Raw genomic sequence first — 15,740 nt, forward strand, 5'->3', positions numbered from 1 at the left:
GCGTTCCTGGACCTTGGGCGGCGAAGCCTTTACCCGGGAAACCTTCGAGCGCATGCAGAGCGTGCTAAAGCCTGAACGTATCCTTAATGGTTACGGCCCTACGGAAACCGTGGTCACGCCGATGCTATGGGCCGCCTACGAAGGCGACACCCTGACCAGCGCCTATGCCCCCATCGGTACCGCCGTGGGGCCGCGAAAACTGTATGTGTTGGATCAGGATCTTAACCGGGTGCCGGTTGGCGTCGCGGGGGAGCTGTATATCGGCAACGAAGTGGGCCTGGCCCGTGGCTACCATCAGCGCCCGGATCTGACGGCGGAGCGTTTCTTGCCTGACCCGTTCGGTGAGCCGGGCGAGCGCATGTACCGTACCGGGGACCTGGTGAAGTACCGAGACGATGGGGTGATGGAATACCTGGGCCGGGTGGATCAGCAGGTCAAAATTCGCGGTTTCCGCATTGAGCTGGGCGAAATTGAAAGCCAGCTGCTGGGCCATGAACAGATCCGTGAGGCCGCCGTGGTGGCGCAGCCATCGCCGACGGGGGATCGCTTGGTAGCCTACATCGTCGCACGCCCCTCTGTAGGAGCGGCGCTTGAGCCGCGAACCGAGCGTAGCGAGGCCCCATCGCTGAACGTTACCGCTATCCTCGATGACTTATCCCAATCCTTACCCGACTATATGGTGCCCAGCCAGTTGATCACGTTGGAAGCCATGCCGCTGACCCCGGCAGGAAAAGTCGATCGCAAGGCGTTGCCGGCCCCGCAGTGGCAAACCGCCAGCGAAGGGGATGCGCCACAGACGGACAATGAACAGACGCTGGCGGCGATTTGGCAACAACTTCTGGGGCGTGAAACCGTCAGCCGCGATGATAATTTCTTTGCGTTGGGCGGCGACTCCATTCTTGCCTTGCAGGTGGTCAGCCGTGCCCGCCAGCAAGGTCTGGCGCTAACCCCGAAAGAGCTGTTCGAGCAGCCGGTGTTGAAAGAGCTGGCGGTGCAGGCAGTGAGTGCCCAGGCGTCGGTGATTGCTCAACAGCCCTTGCAGGGCGCGCTACCCCTGTTGCCCATTCAGCAGCATTTCTTCTCCCTGAATCCGCCCAGCCCCAGTCACTGGAATCAGCACCTGTGGCTGGCGCTGGATGCTCCCATGGAACGGCCGGCGCTGGAGGCGACCCTGCAGGCCTTGTATCAACAGCATGACGCCCTGCGATTGCAATTTACCCGTGAGCAGAACGGGTGGGCGCAAACCTGTTTGCCGGCGGATCCACCGAGCCATGAATTATTGTGGTGGCGGCAGACTCCGGATGATGCGGCGGTATCCGCATTGTGTGAACAGACCCAGCAAAGCCTGAACATCGAAGCAGGGGAGCTGTTCCGTGTGCTTTACGTGCAAACGCCGCAGCAGCCGGATCGGTTGCTGCTGGTGATTCATCACCTGGCGGTGGATGGGGTGTCCTGGCGTATTCTGCTGGACGATTTGCTCAGTGCTTATGGGCAGGCACTGGCAGGCCAGGCGATAACCTTGCCGGAACGTACCCACAATCTGGGCGACTGGCATCAGGCATTGCTGCAATGGTTGCAGAAAAACGGCGATGAGCGCTTGCCGTTCTGGCAGGCCCAGCAACCGGACAAGACATCTGCTGCCTTGCCTGCTTACGCCGAAAAGCAAAGTGCTACCTTGTCGCTGGACAAGGAGGATACCCGCCGGCTGCTACAGGATGCGCCAACCAAGCTAGGCGTTAGCGTGCCGGCGCTCTTGCTGACTGCGCTCGCTCGCACCTTGAAGCCCTCATCTGTAGGAGCGGCGCTTGAGCCGCGAACCCGCTCACGAGAAAAGTCTCTGGATGCGATTCGCGGCTCAAGCGCCGCTCCTACAGGAAATTTGCCCCTGGTTATCAATCTGGAAGGGCACGGCCGGGAAACCCGCCTGGCGTCGGGCATGGACCTGAGCCGGACGCTGGGTTGGTTTACCAGCCTGTATCCGGTATCGCTGCCGTTCTCTGACGACCCGCGCCAGAACCTGTTTGCGGTATCGCAGCAATTACAGCAAACCGAACCGGATGGTGGTGTGGGCTATGGCGCGTTGCGTTTTCTTGCTGACAGTGCCCTGAACGACAGCCCGGATGCGCCGGTCACGTTCAACTACCTGGGGCAGTACCACGATGATGCCTTGATTCAGGGCTTTACGCCGTTGCGCGGCGGCGGCACGGCACAAGCAGGCGACAATCCCATGGCGTCTCCCCTGGCGATTAACGGTCAGGTGGTCGGCGGGCAGCTGGAGCTGGTCTGGGATTTTGCGTCCAGTGTGTATGACGAGCAGCAGATTGCCCATTGGTGTGGCCGTTACCGTCAGGCCTTGCAGGCATTGTTGGCTCTGGCGGATGCGCCCCGTGAAGCCTGCGCCGATCCGGCACTGGTGACGCGCCTGAACCGGACCGGGGATCTGCCTGTGCTGTGGTGCCCGCATCCGGTGACGGGACGCACCACCGGCTATCAGGCCCTGGCCGCCAGCCTGGAAGGGCAGTGGCAGGTACGGGGCCTGCAATCGCGCAGTTTCCTGGAGCCTGGCTGGTTTGATCCGTCACTGAATGAAATGGCCGAACGCTATTACCGCACGGTACGTCAGCAGCAGCCGGAAGGGCCGTACTACTTGCTGGGCTGGTCGCTGGGGGGCGCCTTGTCCATGGAACTGGCCCATCGGCTGGAGCAGGCCGGTGAAACCGTGGCCTTTGTGGGGCTGCTGGATACCTATGTGCCGGGCCACGAAGTGGCGGAAGACCAGTGGTCATCGCCGCAGGCGCAGCAGACGTTACGGGAACATCTGGGCATGCTGCTGACCTCGGCGTCGTCCATGGCGCTGGATGATTGCATTGCGCGTCTGCGTGACAGCAAACCGGCGCAGTGGCCGCAGAGATTTACGCAGTGGCTGGCCACACAGCCGATTGACCCGGCGCTGGCCGACAGTGCTGCGCAGTTATTGCATGCCTGGGCGGTGGAGCAACATTTGCGGGATCTGTGTTGGGGCTATCAGCTGCCAGCGTTGCAGGCCCCGGTACACAGTTGGTGGGCCAGTGAGCCGGCGGGCCGTGCCCGGACTCTTGAGAACGGGCTGGGCGAGTGCGTTGAATTCGCCCACAGCGAGGCCGTGGCGGCGGACCATTTGACGATTGTGCGTGAGCCCTCCTTCTTGCAGGGCCTGCCCGCCTTGCTCGGTCGCACAAAAACTCGCGACTCATTGACTGAAATGCCCGGCTGATCATTATTTTTGTGCACTAGTCGTAAGCTTCGTAATCTGTATAATGCAGTTGCGAATCATTCCTATTACTGTAGCTTTTACGATTGTTAGGAGAACGACCATGGGGAATCGGACCGAGAGCGGGCTGATCCGGGGGCTGAAGTGGAGCCGCAATCCGCTGGCGCTGGCGGTAGCCGCGACAATGGCGGCGTCACCTGTCTGGGCAGAAGAGCAGCAGGACGCTGATGAATTGCAGACTATCGAGGTGAATGCCGAGCAGTCAGACGACGTGTACGGCGGCGATGACTTTGGTTATGTGGGCCAGCGAAGCCTGACGGCGACTAAGACGGATACGCCAGTGAAAGAAACGCCCCGTGCGGTTTCGATTGTTACTCGTGAACAAATGGATGACCGAGCCTCTGTCAGCATCGCTGATGCGCTGCAATATACTCCTAGCATCCAGGCCAACTTCTACGGTGAAGATAACAAACAGGACTGGTTTGTTATCCGCGGTTTCAAACAGGCCAATAACGGTTTGTACCGTGATGGAACCCGGGTTTATTCCTACGGTTTCTACAGCTGGCAGCTGGATCCTTTTGCCCAGGAACGTGTAGAAATTATGCGCGGCCCGGCTTCTGTTCTGTATGGGCAGACCCCTCCGGGCGGCGTGATTAACGTCATCAGCAAGCGCCCTCAGGATTATTCCTTTGGTTCCGTGACAGCAGAATACGGCAGCTATGATCGCAAACAGCTGTCGGTGGATGTGGGCGGTGCTCCGTCGGAAGATGTGTCCTGGCGTGTTGTTGCGCTTGGCCGTGAAAACGGCACCCAAGTGGATGATCTGGAAGCCGAGCGCACCATGCTGGCACCGTCCCTGAAGCTGGGCTTGGGTGACCGGACCGAGCTGACTTTGCTGGCGTCCTATCAGAAAGATGATTCCGACCCGTACCTGCAGTTCCTGCCCTCCAGCGGCACGATTTCGCCGAACCCTAATGGCAAGATCGACGATGACGTTGCCATCGGTAATCTGGATTACGAGCAGTTTGAACGTACCCAGGTGTCTTTCGGTTATCAGTTGGATCATGCATTTAATGACTCGACCACTTTCCAACAGAGCGCGCGTTACCAGCAGATCGACATTGATCTGAAGCAGATGTACTCCCTGGGCTATCTCCCGGGCAGTGGTGATTCACAGGTGATTCGTGGTCTCAGTGATGAAGACGGTGATGCTTACGGCATTAACCTGGATAACCGTTTGATTCATACGTGGTCGATCAACAATGTGGAGCATACGTTGTTGGCAGGCATTGATTACCAAAGTTTGCACATCGACGGTAAGAGCTTTGGCAACCCGCTGATGGGTTACGAAGCAGCGCCGGGTGTCTTCGCGCCGGCGACGCTGAATCCGTTTGATCCGCAGTACCGAAATGCAGATGAGTTGACGCCTGTTTCCTGTAATTTCTCCACCTTTGTGTGTACAGAAGTGACCAGCCGTCAGCGAACCACCATTGATGCTTATCAAGTCGGTGGCTACCTGCAAGACCAGATGAAGTTCGATAACAATCTGGTGCTGACTGTGGGCGCCCGTTTTGACCGGGCCAGTAGCGATATCGAAAACAAATCCACCGGCGTTGAGCAGAATATCGACAACGACAAGTGGACAGCCAACGCCGGCCTGGCCTGGTTGCTTAACGACAACCTGACTGCGTATACCAGCTACTCGCAGTTTTTCCAGCCGATTCTGCAACTGGACCAGAATGGCGACGCGGCCAAGCCGCAAGAGGGCGACCAGATCGAAGTGGGTATGAAGTTCCAGCCGGAAGGCATTGATGGTTACCTTAACGCGGCGGCGTTTAAAATTACTCAGGAGAATCTGGCCTCAGGGGCAACTGGTACACCCGCGTTCCAGCAAATCGGTGAAGTGGAAAGTGAAGGGATCGAGCTGGAAGCGGTTGCCAATATCACCCCGAGCTTTAGCCTGCTGGCCAACGCTACCTGGATGGATCCGGAAATCGTTTCCGATAGCACGCCGGCTGAAGAAGGTAATCGTCCGGTGAATATCGCGGATACCCTGTATTCGGCCTGGGCCAAGTACACCTTCCTGGGTGGCCCCTTGAACGGCTTCGCGATTGGTTCCGGTGTACGGTATGTCAGTGATACCTACGGTGATAACACCGAGACCCTGAAAGTGCCGTCCTATACGGTCTGGGATGCCACTGTCAGCTACCGTTACAAGGACTTCAAGTTCCAGGTGGCGGCCAAGAACCTGGAAGACAAGCAGTACGTTGCCACTTGTGACTACTACTGCTGGTACGGCGATCGCCGCAATGTCATTGGTAGCGTGACCTATGCCTGGTAATGGCAATCACCAATCCATTCCGCTGCCCACCGGGCAGCGGCTGGATGTGTTCGAACAGGCGCTGGCCCCGCAGTGGCGGTGCCAGTGGGATGATCAGGATCTGCTAACGGTGGAACTGACCGACGGCATTGCCCGTGTGGTGCAGTGTTGCCAGGAATCGACGCAGCTTCTGCGTGCCGCCTGGGCGTTCTTTGTCTCGCGGCCTGAGATAAAAACTCTGCAGTTTGAGAGCGGCTTTAACGCTGTCTTCATGATTCAGGAAGAGAATCAAACAGCACGGCTGGAACGCGACATGTTCTGGCAGCTGCCCGGTGACTGGCTAATGCAGGGTGATCCCTTGCCGTACCCGGTCACCATGATCATGGATGAATCCGGCCGGCGTCACCCACGACGCCGCGCCAAGCCGGCGGGGGAAGTGTACCGCCGTTTTGATACCGGTATTCAGGCGTGGGTGTCTCTGCGCACGCTGGATATTGAGGAAGACCTGCACCGTTTCATGCGCTGGCAGAACAGCGAGCGTGTAGCCGCCTTCTGGGAACAGAGCGGCACACTGGAGGAGCATCGCAGCTATCTGGAAAGCCAGGCGAAGGATCCGCGAGTACTCAACCTGATCGGTTGCATTGATGACGAGCCGTTCGCGTATTTTGAAGCATACTGGACAAAGGAAGATCGCATCGCTCCCTATTACGATGCACAGGATTTTGACCGCGGGATTCACATGCTGGTGGGCGAAGACCATCACCGTGGCCCGCACAAGGTAAAGGCATGGCTGAATGCGCTCTGCCATTACCTGTTTCTCGATGATTGCCGCACTACGCGGATCGTGTCCGAGCCCCGTTCGGATAACGACAGGATGATTCAACACCTTCAAGCCAGGCGATTTGCCAAGCCAAAGGAGTTTGATTTTCCGCACAAGCGCGCAGCCCTGATGGTGCTGCATCGTGATGCTTTTTTTGAGCGTTGCGAGCTGAGCTGAAAATCACGGTTCGGATTTTTCACGCTGAACCGCCATGGCGCGCTGCCCACCACTATCCGGCAGCAGGTGGCTGGCATGTCGGTAATTCTCGATGTGTCGGTGTATGGATAACCCGGAAGCCGTTCGGCTTCCGCCACATTGAGGACATATCCCATGAGCGTTCATTCTCAGGAATACGATGTCGTTGGTATTGGTTTTGGCCCGGCGAACCTGGCCATTGCCATTGCGCTGGATGAGCAGAAAGACCTGGATGGCCTGCGTTACTGCTTCCTGGAAAAACAACCCCGCTTTGAATGGCACGGCGGCATGTTGCTGGAAGGCACTCGCATGCAGGTGTCATTTCTGAAAGATCTGGCGACCCTGCGCAATCCCGCCAGCCGTTTCACCTTTGTTAATTATTTGCACGACAACAATCGTCTCGATTCGTTTATCAACATGGGCACGTTCTTTCCTACCCGTGTGGAATATAACGATTACATGCGCTGGTCCGCCGATCAGTTTAAAGAGCATGTGCACTATGGCCAGGAAGTGATCTCCATTGAGCCGGTGGAGCAGGGTGGCGAAGTGGAATGGGTGCGTGTGCGTTCGCGCAATGCTGACGGTAGCGAGCAAGAGATTTTTACTCGAAATCTGGTGATCGGCATCGGTGGCTACCCGAAAATTCCGGCGGTGTTCGCAGGCAAGATGGGTGACAACATGGTTCACTCATCGCGCTATAAACATGAATATGAGCGTTTTGGTCGCCACGAAACGCCGCGTATTGCGGTGATTGGTGCAGGCCAGAGCGCCGCTGAAATATATCTGGATCTGATGGACCAGTACCCGGATGGCAAGATGGATTTGGTCAGCCGAAGCCGGGCCCTGCACCCGGCCGACGACAGCGCTTTTGTGAACGAAATCTTCGATCCATCGTTCACGGATACTATCTACGCCCGGCCGGAATCCGAGCGGCAGGATTTTCTCAAGCGTTTCAGTCAGACCAATTATGCGGTAGTAGATTTGGCGGAAATTGAGCAGATCTACGAGCGCCTTTACCTGCAGAAAGTGACCGGCAAGGTGCAGCACCGATTCCTGTCCAACCGCGATATCGTTGGTGTACAGAATGATGGTACCCGGGTGCTGTTGACCCTGCGCAACAAGGACACCGGCGTGGAACAGACCGAAGTCTACGACGGGGTGGTGCTGGCCACCGGTTATAACCGCAATGGGCATGAGCAGTTGCTGTCGCCAATGGCGGACTGGATGTCCGAGAAAGGGGTGGAGCGCTGCTACCGATTGCCCATGGCTGCAGGCTGCCATGCCAATGTGTTCCTGCAGGGATGTTGTGAAGAAACCCATGGCCTCAGCGACACCCTGTTGTCGATCCTGGCGGTGCGCTCCCAGGAAGTGGTGGATGCGTTGATAGAACGGCAGAGCCGGCCGCTCGAAACGGCCTGCGCAAGCTGATGATTCCTGCTCTGGCCCCCTTGTTTCAAGGGGGCTTCTCTTCCTATGGCCACTGGCTACGCTTGGCCGAGCCGAACGATACGGCTATCCCGTTGAGTGATCTGTTTGATGCACAACGGTTACGGCAGTCGTTGTATCAATTTCGTCCTGACTTGAAGGGAGAAGATGAGCGGGCGCTGCTCTCTATCTGGAGTAAATACTATTTCTTGCGGCTGTTGCCGCCGGTGCTTGCGGCCAACCTGATCCTGCAACGTGAATTGCCTTTGTCAGTGGACGTCCTGGCGGTCGAGGTGGATGCGCAGGGGTTGCCGGGTGTCTTTGTGTTGCCGGATGACGGACAACAACTTGTGGCATCCGCGCATCCGCTGTCCCGTTTCGAGGCAATAATACGGGATAACCTGCAGCCAGTTATCACTGCCTGGCGGCAGGCATTGGGGCTGTCACCCCGGGTACTGTGGAGTAATGCCAGCCGTTATATCCACTGGTTCACGGGAGAGTTGAAAGGGGCTGGTTTGCCGGAGATGTTGTGGGCGCCGGGGCTGGCATTACTTGATCAGCCCACCTTTGAAAACGGTGACAAAAACCCCTTGTTCGGGGCCTACCAGGACAGGATGAACGCCAACACCGGTACCGTGATCACCGTGCGTCGTACCTGTTGTATTCGTTTTCGTTTGCCGGAGACGGCGTTGTGTGAAGACTGCCCACGGCTGTGCCGCAAGGGCATGGCAGCATAGCCCGCTAACGGGGCAGGGCAATCCAGCTCAGCACGCCTTGCTGCCGTTCGCGCCAGCGAAAAGGAATGGTGGCGCCAATCTTCCAGTCTGGCGACAAGGTTTTCAGCAGGGTCAGAGAGCGTGTGTCCCGGCGCTCCGCGTCATGGAAATAAAAGCGTTTTCCGGTGATCGGGTAGAGCGCCTTGAACAGGCTTTCCTTGGCGGAAAAAATCAGCGTGATGCGATTGGCGCGCTGAATATCCGATAACCCTTCCAGCTGTTCCCGTTCTTCATGGGTCAGCAACTCCCGGCATAGACGGGCTGCCCGTTCTGCGCTGAGCCATTGCTCTGTGTCCAACCCTACGGTCAGCCAGTGGCGTGCGTCGGCGACCATCACTTCAGCAATGCCCTGGCTATGGGTAATGCTGCCCAGGCTGCCTGCGGGCCATTGTGGTGCCCGGTCGGGTCCCAGGGCCGGGATGCCCTTAATGCCCAGCATTGCCAGCGCTTCGCGGGCACACCATCGACCTGCCAGGTATTCGCTGCGGCGTTTGGCCACCGCCGTACTCAGGGTGGGCGGCAGGGGGATGTCTGCCTGGGCAAAGCTGTCGTCGCAGAGACGCTCAGGGGCATAGTGACAGCCCACGCGCACCAGTCCGGTGGCGAGCTCTTCGCGGTGCAGGTGAGTCAGGCATGCGGGGCGATGGAATAATGACATGATCAACAGATTTCCCGGTTGTCGGTACTATATCAGAGGTGTTAGTCGGAGGCCCCAGTCGCCGCACAATTTGATCCTCACCGCAATGCGACAACTGCTACACTAGGCATGCGCTGGCCGTGCGTTGTCAGTGTTTCCTTGCCACTTCTCTTTGCCACAGGCTGCTCCCGTGACTGATGCTTCTTTTGCTTCCCTGCCGCTGTCTGCGGAACTGCTCGCCAACCTGAGTACCCTGGGTTACGCCACCATGACGCCGGTGCAGGCGCAAAGCCTGCCATTTGTGCTCAAAGGGCATGACGTGATTGCCCAGGCCAGCACCGGCAGTGGCAAGACGGCGGCTTTCGGTCTTGGCCTGCTGCATCCATTGAATCCACGCTATTACGGTTGCCAGGCGTTGGTGTTGTGCCCCACCCGAGAGCTGGCCGATCAAGTGGCCGGGGAAATTCGCCGACTGGCCCGCGGTCCCGGCAATATCAAGGTGCTGACCTTGTGTGGTGGGCAACCCATCGGCCCGCAGATTGGTTCGCTGGAACATGGCGCCCAGATCGTGGTGGGCACGCCGGGACGTGTACTCAAGCATTTGAGCAAGGGTACGCTGAGTCTGGAAGGGCTGAATACCCTGGTGCTGGATGAAGCGGATCGCATGCTTGATATGGGGTTCTACGACAGCATTGCCGAGGTGATCCGGCAGACGCCATCACGTCGCCAGACCCTGTTGTTTTCGGCTACCTATCCGGCAGGGATCAAGCAGCTGGCGGAAACCTTCATGAACAACCCCCAGCATGTAGAAGTGGAAGCGCTCCACGATAATAGCCAGATCGAACAGCGCTACTACGAGGTAGAACCTGCTGAACGGGAAGAGGCGGTGGCCCGTGCTATTGCCTGTTTCCGGCCGGTGTCCTGCGTGGTGTTCTGCGTGACCAAAAAACAATGCCAGGACGTGGTGAACCAGCTTTGCCGGCAGGGGATGTCAGCGATGGTGCTCAACAGTGACCTTGAGCAGCGTGAGCGCGATGAGGTACTGACACTGTTTGCCAATCGCAGCCTGTCGGTGCTGGTGGCCACGGATGTGGCAGCGCGGGGCCTGGATATCGATAACCTGGATATGGTCATCAATGCGGAACTCTCCCATGAGCCGCAGACCCATATTCATCGTGTCGGCCGCACTGGCCGTGCCGGTGAAAAAGGGTTGGCCATCAACCTGGTGGCGCCGCGCGAATCCCGCCGTGCCATGGCCATTGAAGAATTGCAGGGCGCGCCTCTGAACTGGCACCCGGTGAGCAGCCTCAAACCCCGTGAAGGTGACACCTTACAGCCTCCGACAATTACGTTGTGCATCGGCGCTGGCCGCAAGGACAAACTTCGCCCTGGCGATATTCTGGGTGCGCTGACCGGTGATGCGGGTATTGCCGGCAACAAGGTGGGCAAGATTACTGTCACGGATTATCAAGCCTATGTAGCTATTGATCGTGACAGCGCTGACCTGGCGCTGGAGCGATTATTGAAAGGCAAAATCAAAGGCAAAAACCGGCGCGTTAAAAAGCTATAGCTTTCCCCGTGGCCGGAAATTCTTTCCGGCCACACGTCTTCTATTTTCGCGGCTCACCGTTACCCGGAAACACATAACGTCCATAGGGGAGTTAAATCCAGAGTGCAGCTAGAGTGCAGAGGAGGCTTCGGTCGTTGCTATGGGGGGTATCTGCACTGAGCCTGCCAAGCTACCCCCAAAAGTGCCCCCTGTCTTTTTCGGGTAGAGGAGGGTTCTTTCATTGCTATAGGTCTGCCTGACGGGATGGTCTTGAGTGTATAGGGGGTTAAGAGTGAAGACAGATACGGTAGAGAGAAAATTGGTGGGCCCACCAGGACTTGAACCTGGGACCAATCGATTATGAGTCGACTGCTCTAACCAACTGAGCTATAGGCCCGGAAGCGTTGTCCGGCGCTGAATCTTTGACGCCAGACGTGCCGCGCGTGTTATGCGGGCACGGATTATAACGTGTATTTGATTCCGGGAAAGGCTGTTTGTTTTTGTTTTGCTTGCCGGGCTGCGAAGCAGCCCGGTAGCGTCGGGCGTTCTTTACAGGTCGCCGTCCAGGAAGCTGCGCAGGTGTTCGCTGCGGCTCGGGTGGCGCAGTTTGCGCAGCGCCTTGGCTTCTATCTGACGGATACGCTCACGGGTTACGTCGAACTGTTTGCCCACTTCCTCAAGGGTGTGGTCAGTGTTCATGTCGATGCCGAAGCGCATGCGCAGGACTTTGGCTTCACGGGCGGTCAGGTTGGCCAGCACATCACGGGTGGCTTCTTCCAGGCCCAGTGAGGTGGCAGAGTCCACTGGCGATTCCATGTTGCCGTCTTCGATAAAGTCGCCGAGGCTGGAATCTTCATCGTCACCGATGGGGGTTTCCATGGAGATCGGCTCTTTGGCGATCTTCAGTACCTTGCGGACTTTGTCTTCCGGCATTTCCAGACGGACGCCCAGCTCTTCCGGGGTCGGTTCGCGGCCCATTTCCTGCAGCATCTGACGTTGTACCCGGTTGATCTTGTTGATGGTCTCTATCATGTGTACCGGGATACGGATGGTGCGCGCCTGGTCGGCGATGGAACGGGTGATTGCCTGACGAATCCACCAGGTCGCATAGGTGGAGAACTTGTAACCACGGCGGTATTCGAACTTGTCCACGGCTTTCATCAGGCCGATGTTGCCTTCCTGAATCAGGTCGAGGAATTGCAGGCCACGGTTGGTGTATTTCTTGGCGATGGAAATAACCAGACGCAGGTTGGCTTCCACCATTTCTTTCTTGGCGCGACGGGCTTTTGCTTCACCGATGGAAATGCGACGGTTGATTTCCTTGATGTCGCCCACGGGCAGGCCAATGATGTCTTCAATGGTGCCGATCTTACGTTGGGCACGTTGAACATCTTCTTTGACTGCGCCGAGTTTGTCGGCGATGGCTTTGCCTTTTTTGGTTTTCAGCTGGCCATCGATCCAGTCCATGTTGGTTTCGTTGCCAGGGAATACCTTGATGAAATCCTTGCGATCCATGCCGCCGCGGCGAATGGTGGCGGACATGATCTGACGCTCGAATTTACGCACCAGGTCCAGGTTGTCGCGGGCACCGACGAGCATGCCGTCGAAAATGCGCGGCACCAGTTTGAACAGGGTGAAGTGTTCGGCCAGGGCTTCCAGAGCCTTGGCACTGGAGGCGTGATCGCGACCGTTGCGCTTGAGTGAGCGCTCGGCTTTTTCGTGCAGTTTTTTCAGCGTTTCGAAACGCTCTGCCGCCAGGACAGGATCCAGGCCGCCTTCATCTTCTTCTTCATCGTCGTCGCCGTCTTTGTCGTCAGAGCCTTCTTCCTTGGCTTTTTCTTTGGCCTTGGCTTTTTCTTCCGCCGCTTTCTTGGCTTTTTCGGCGAAAGCAGGATCCCGGTTGACGTTGGTTGCCGCAGCGCCATCGTCGTTGGGATCCAGGTAACCGGCAATGATGTCGGTTAGCTTGCGTTCTTCGTTTTCCACGCGAGCGTATTCGTCAATCACCATGTCGACGGCGCCGGGCCAGAAGGCGAGGGCGTGCAGGACTTCACGGGTGCCTTCTTCGATACGCTTGGCAATTTCGATTTCGCCTTCGCGGGTCAGCAGCTCCACGGTACCCATTTCGCGCATGTACATGCGCACCGGGTCGGTGGTGCGGCCGGGTTCGTTTTCTACGGAGGCGAGCACGGCAGCGGCTTCTTCAGCGGCGACTTCGTCGGTGCTGTCGGCGCTTTCATCGATCGTCAACTGATCGGCATCGGCGGCTTTTTCCACCACGGTGATGCCCATGTCGTTGATCATCTGAATGATGTCTTCCACTTGATCGGTGTCGGTAATGGAATCCGGCAAGTGGTCATTCACTTCGGCGTAGGTAAGGTAGCCCTGTTCCTTACCCAGTGCGATCAACTGCTTCAGCTGAGATTGTTGCTGCTGCTTTTGAGTCGTCATGCAATAAAGCCCGTAACGTCGTGCTGGAAGCTTGCGCTGGCCAGCGTGATGGTGGCGTGGGAAAACGGCGTATTATACCGGGATGTGGGGGCTACGGCCAGTCAATGCAACCCCGGGGGTCTGGTACGGACCGGGTTAGTCGAAGGGTTTGCGGGCGTGCTGGCGCGCTTCGGCCAGGGCTTTATGCAGCGCTTGCCAGTGTGCCGGGTCGGGCATGCCGGCCTGTTCCACTTCCAGCAAGGCCGCTTCCAGCCGGGTGACTTCCAGCTGTGACAGGGCATCCAGCCATAGCCGGGTGGCCATTTCTTCGGCCATGGGCGGCTTGAGGCTGGCCTTGAGCAGGCGAGACAGGGTTTCGCCCTGCTCCAGCGCCATCAGGGCGCCCAGCAGCGCGGCGGCGCTGTGGTTCTGTCGGCACAGGCCGGCTACCTGTACCAGCAGGTCGATATGCGGCAGCGGGAGCGTGTCGATGCCCTCGGGCAGGGGGTGTTGGTCAATCAGTGAAGGGTAATCCAGCAGCACCAGCACCAGACGCTCAGCCAGGGTGAGCGGGCCTTTGCGGCCGCTGTTCTGGCGCGGGTTGGGGCGTGTGCGATTGGGGTTGCCGCCGTTGAAGCCGGCATTGCCCTGGTTGCCGTCGTCCGCAAAGCCGAAGTCTTCCGGGTAGGGCATGCCAGGGTCGTCCTCCGCCGGCGGATAGCCTGCATCTTCGTAGCCGTACGCGGTGGCCTCCTGGCTGGGCTCGGAGGGTGCCGGTGGCGTGGCCGGGCGGGGCGCTGCCGGGGCCGGTTTGAGCTGGATCAGCGATTCCTTGTCCAGCCGGGTAAGGCGGCTGAGTTCTTCGGTGAGCAGGGCGCGGTAAACCGGGCCGGCGGGTTTATCCAGGTAGGGCAGGGCGAGCCGGGCCAGCCGGGCGCGGCCGTCCACCGTGTCCAGGTCGAGCCCTTCGGACAGGTGCCGGAACAGGTAAGTGGACAGGGTGTCGGCTTTGTCAGTAAGTGCTCGCAACGCCTCCGGGCCTTGCTGACGTACGAGTGTGTCCGGGTCCTCGCCGTCTGGAAGGAACAGAAAGCGCACTTGCTTGCCGTCATCCAGAGCTGGCAGCAGTGATTCGAGAGCTCGCCAAGCGGCGCGGACGCCGGCCTTGTCGCCATCGAAACAGAGGATCACTTCGTTGACCTGGCGAAACAGTTTGCGGGCGTGATCTTCGGTGGTGGCGGTGCCCAGGGTGGCGACCACGTTGGGCACGCCATGCTGGGTCAGGGCGATCACGTCCATGTAGCCTTCCACCACATAGAGTCGGTCACTGCGGTCGCGGCTCTGACGCCATTCCCACAGGCCGTAGAGCTCCTGGCCCTTGTGGAAGACCGGTGTTTCCGGGCTGTTCAGGTATTTCGGTTTGCCGTCACCCAGCACCCGGCCGCCAAAGCCGATGGTGCGCCCGCGGCTGTCGCGAATGGGGAAGATGATGCGATCGCGGAATTTGTCGTAGGTGCGGCCGGTGTCGTCCTTGCGCACCAGCAAGCCGCCGGTGAGTGCGTGTTCCAGGCTACTTTCGGTGAGCGACAGGCCGTTGATCAAATTGTCATAGCCGGGTGGGGCAAAACCAAGTGCGAACGTTTTTGCAATTTGGCCGCTTAATCCCCGATTTTTAAGGTAGTTCACCGCTTTTTGGCGCTCGGGTGCCTGGCGGAGCTGTTGTGCGTAGAACTTTTCGGCACGGCTGAGCAGATCGTAAAGCGATTGCAGGCGGTCTTTTTTTTGTCGATCTGCGGCGGTTTCCGGGCGGGATTCGGGCACTTCCATGCCGGCCCGGCTAGCCAGTTGCTTGACCGCCTCGGGGAAACTCAGGTGCTCGTATTCCATCAGGAAGCCCACCGCATTGCCGGAGGCGCCGCAGCCGAAGCAATAATAAAATTGCTTGTCTGGGGCTACGGTAAAGGAGGGGGTTTTTTCCTGGTGGAAGGGGCAGCAGGCGCTGTAGTTGCGGCCAGTTTTTTTCAGGGGCACGCGGGAATCAATCAGCTCTACCAGGTCGGTGCGGGCCAACAGATCTTGTGTGAAATTTTCCGGAATGCGTGCCATGGAACTGATTCTGCCAGAACGGTGGGCCATTCAAACAGAAAGGATGTGATGGCGGTAGGGTTCAGGCAGGGAAAATGCAGGGTTCAGGCTTTCGCAATGCCGTCGGGCATTGCGCTACAAAGTGTCCTGTTACTGTGGTACAAGATTGAAAGGCTTCATTCGCAAGGGATGCGTAGTGATGCGGCGGATGTGGCAGTGAAAAGACGATAATACATCGATGCGGGAACAGACC

At 58.3% G+C, this 15,740-nt stretch carries 9 protein-coding genes and 1 tRNA gene; 6 read left to right on the plus strand and 4 right to left on the minus strand.

What is annotated here, in order from left to right; genetic code table 11:
* From CL546_RS09920 to fhuF, 5 genes are all read left to right on the plus strand, one after another.
* Window positions 1-3,253: condensation domain-containing protein (locus CL546_RS09920; protein WP_290494572.1), on the plus strand; the 3,253-nt coding region annotated here is incomplete at its 5' end.
* Window positions 3,254-3,353: 100 nt separating this feature from the next.
* Window positions 3,354-5,591: a TonB-dependent siderophore receptor gene (locus CL546_RS09925; RefSeq protein ID WP_290494574.1), complete on the plus strand. Its 2,238-nt coding sequence runs from the start codon at window positions 3,354-3,356 to the stop codon at window positions 5,589-5,591.
* Complete coding sequence (locus CL546_RS09930; protein WP_290494576.1) at window positions 5,581-6,567, plus strand: GNAT family N-acetyltransferase; 987 nt, start codon at window positions 5,581-5,583, stop codon at window positions 6,565-6,567. Before CL546_RS09925 ends, CL546_RS09930 begins: the two co-directional genes overlap by 11 nt.
* A gap of 153 nt (window positions 6,568-6,720) precedes the next feature.
* Window positions 6,721-8,013 carry a lysine N(6)-hydroxylase/L-ornithine N(5)-oxygenase family protein gene (locus tag CL546_RS09935; protein WP_290494578.1) on the plus strand — a complete coding sequence of 431 codons (1,293 nt, stop codon included), beginning with the start codon at window positions 6,721-6,723 and terminating at the stop codon, window positions 8,011-8,013.
* Window positions 8,013-8,747, plus strand: a complete 735-nt coding sequence (fhuF, locus tag CL546_RS09940) for a siderophore-iron reductase FhuF (protein WP_290494580.1) — start codon at window positions 8,013-8,015, stop codon at window positions 8,745-8,747. The genes CL546_RS09935 and fhuF overlap by 1 nt, the downstream gene beginning before the upstream one ends.
* A 4-nt stretch (window positions 8,748-8,751) precedes the next feature.
* Here fhuF and CL546_RS09945 read toward each other — a convergent pair whose 3' ends face one another.
* Window positions 8,752-9,444 (minus strand): 4'-phosphopantetheinyl transferase family protein, encoded by a 693-nt coding sequence (locus tag CL546_RS09945; protein WP_290494582.1) that lies wholly within the window; start codon window positions 9,442-9,444, stop codon window positions 8,752-8,754.
* Window positions 9,445-9,613: 169 nt separating this feature from the next.
* Here CL546_RS09945 and dbpA point away from each other — a divergent pair, with 169 nt between their 5' ends.
* Window positions 9,614-10,993, plus strand: coding sequence for an ATP-dependent RNA helicase DbpA (dbpA, locus tag CL546_RS09950; protein ID WP_290494584.1), 1,380 nt, complete (start codon window positions 9,614-9,616; stop codon window positions 10,991-10,993).
* Window positions 10,994-11,292: 299 nt separating this feature from the next.
* On the opposite strand, the gene CL546_RS09955 is transcribed toward dbpA, so the two are convergent.
* From CL546_RS09955 to dnaG, 3 genes are all read right to left on the minus strand, one after another.
* Window positions 11,293-11,369 (minus strand) — tRNA-Ile (locus tag CL546_RS09955).
* A gap of 152 nt (window positions 11,370-11,521) precedes the next feature.
* Complete coding sequence (gene rpoD, locus CL546_RS09960; RefSeq protein ID WP_290494586.1) at window positions 11,522-13,423, minus strand: RNA polymerase sigma factor RpoD; 1,902 nt, start codon at window positions 13,421-13,423, stop codon at window positions 11,522-11,524.
* A 135-nt stretch (window positions 13,424-13,558) separates the two neighbouring features.
* On the minus strand, window positions 13,559-15,508 hold the full coding sequence (gene dnaG, locus CL546_RS09965; protein ID WP_290494588.1) for a DNA primase: 1,950 nt from the start codon (window positions 15,506-15,508) through the stop codon (window positions 13,559-13,561).
* Window positions 15,509-15,740: the final 232 nt, after the last annotated feature.

Origin of the sequence: Alcanivorax sp. (genome assembly GCF_002726155.1) — a bacterium.
Taxonomy (GTDB): domain Bacteria; phylum Pseudomonadota; class Gammaproteobacteria; order Pseudomonadales; family Alcanivoracaceae; genus Alcanivorax.

Excerpts from the sequence above, each read along its gene's own strand:
- dnaG (WP_290494588.1), bottom strand. The coding sequence starts at position 15,508 with ATGGCACGCATTCCGGAAAATTTCACACAAGATCTGTTGGCCCGCACC.
- CL546_RS09930 (WP_290494576.1), top strand. The coding sequence starts at position 5,581 with ATGCCTGGTAATGGCAATCACCAATCCATTCCGCTGCCCACCGGGCAG.
- fhuF (WP_290494580.1), top strand. The coding sequence starts at position 8,013 with ATGATTCCTGCTCTGGCCCCCTTGTTTCAAGGGGGCTTCTCTTCCTAT.
- CL546_RS09925 (WP_290494574.1), top strand. The coding sequence starts at position 3,354 with ATGGGGAATCGGACCGAGAGCGGGCTGATCCGGGGGCTGAAGTGGAGC.
- CL546_RS09945 (WP_290494582.1), bottom strand. The coding sequence starts at position 9,444 with ATGTCATTATTCCATCGCCCCGCATGCCTGACTCACCTGCACCGCGAA.
- rpoD (WP_290494586.1), bottom strand. The coding sequence starts at position 13,423 with ATGACGACTCAAAAGCAGCAGCAACAATCTCAGCTGAAGCAGTTGATC.
- CL546_RS09935 (WP_290494578.1), top strand. The coding sequence starts at position 6,721 with ATGAGCGTTCATTCTCAGGAATACGATGTCGTTGGTATTGGTTTTGGC.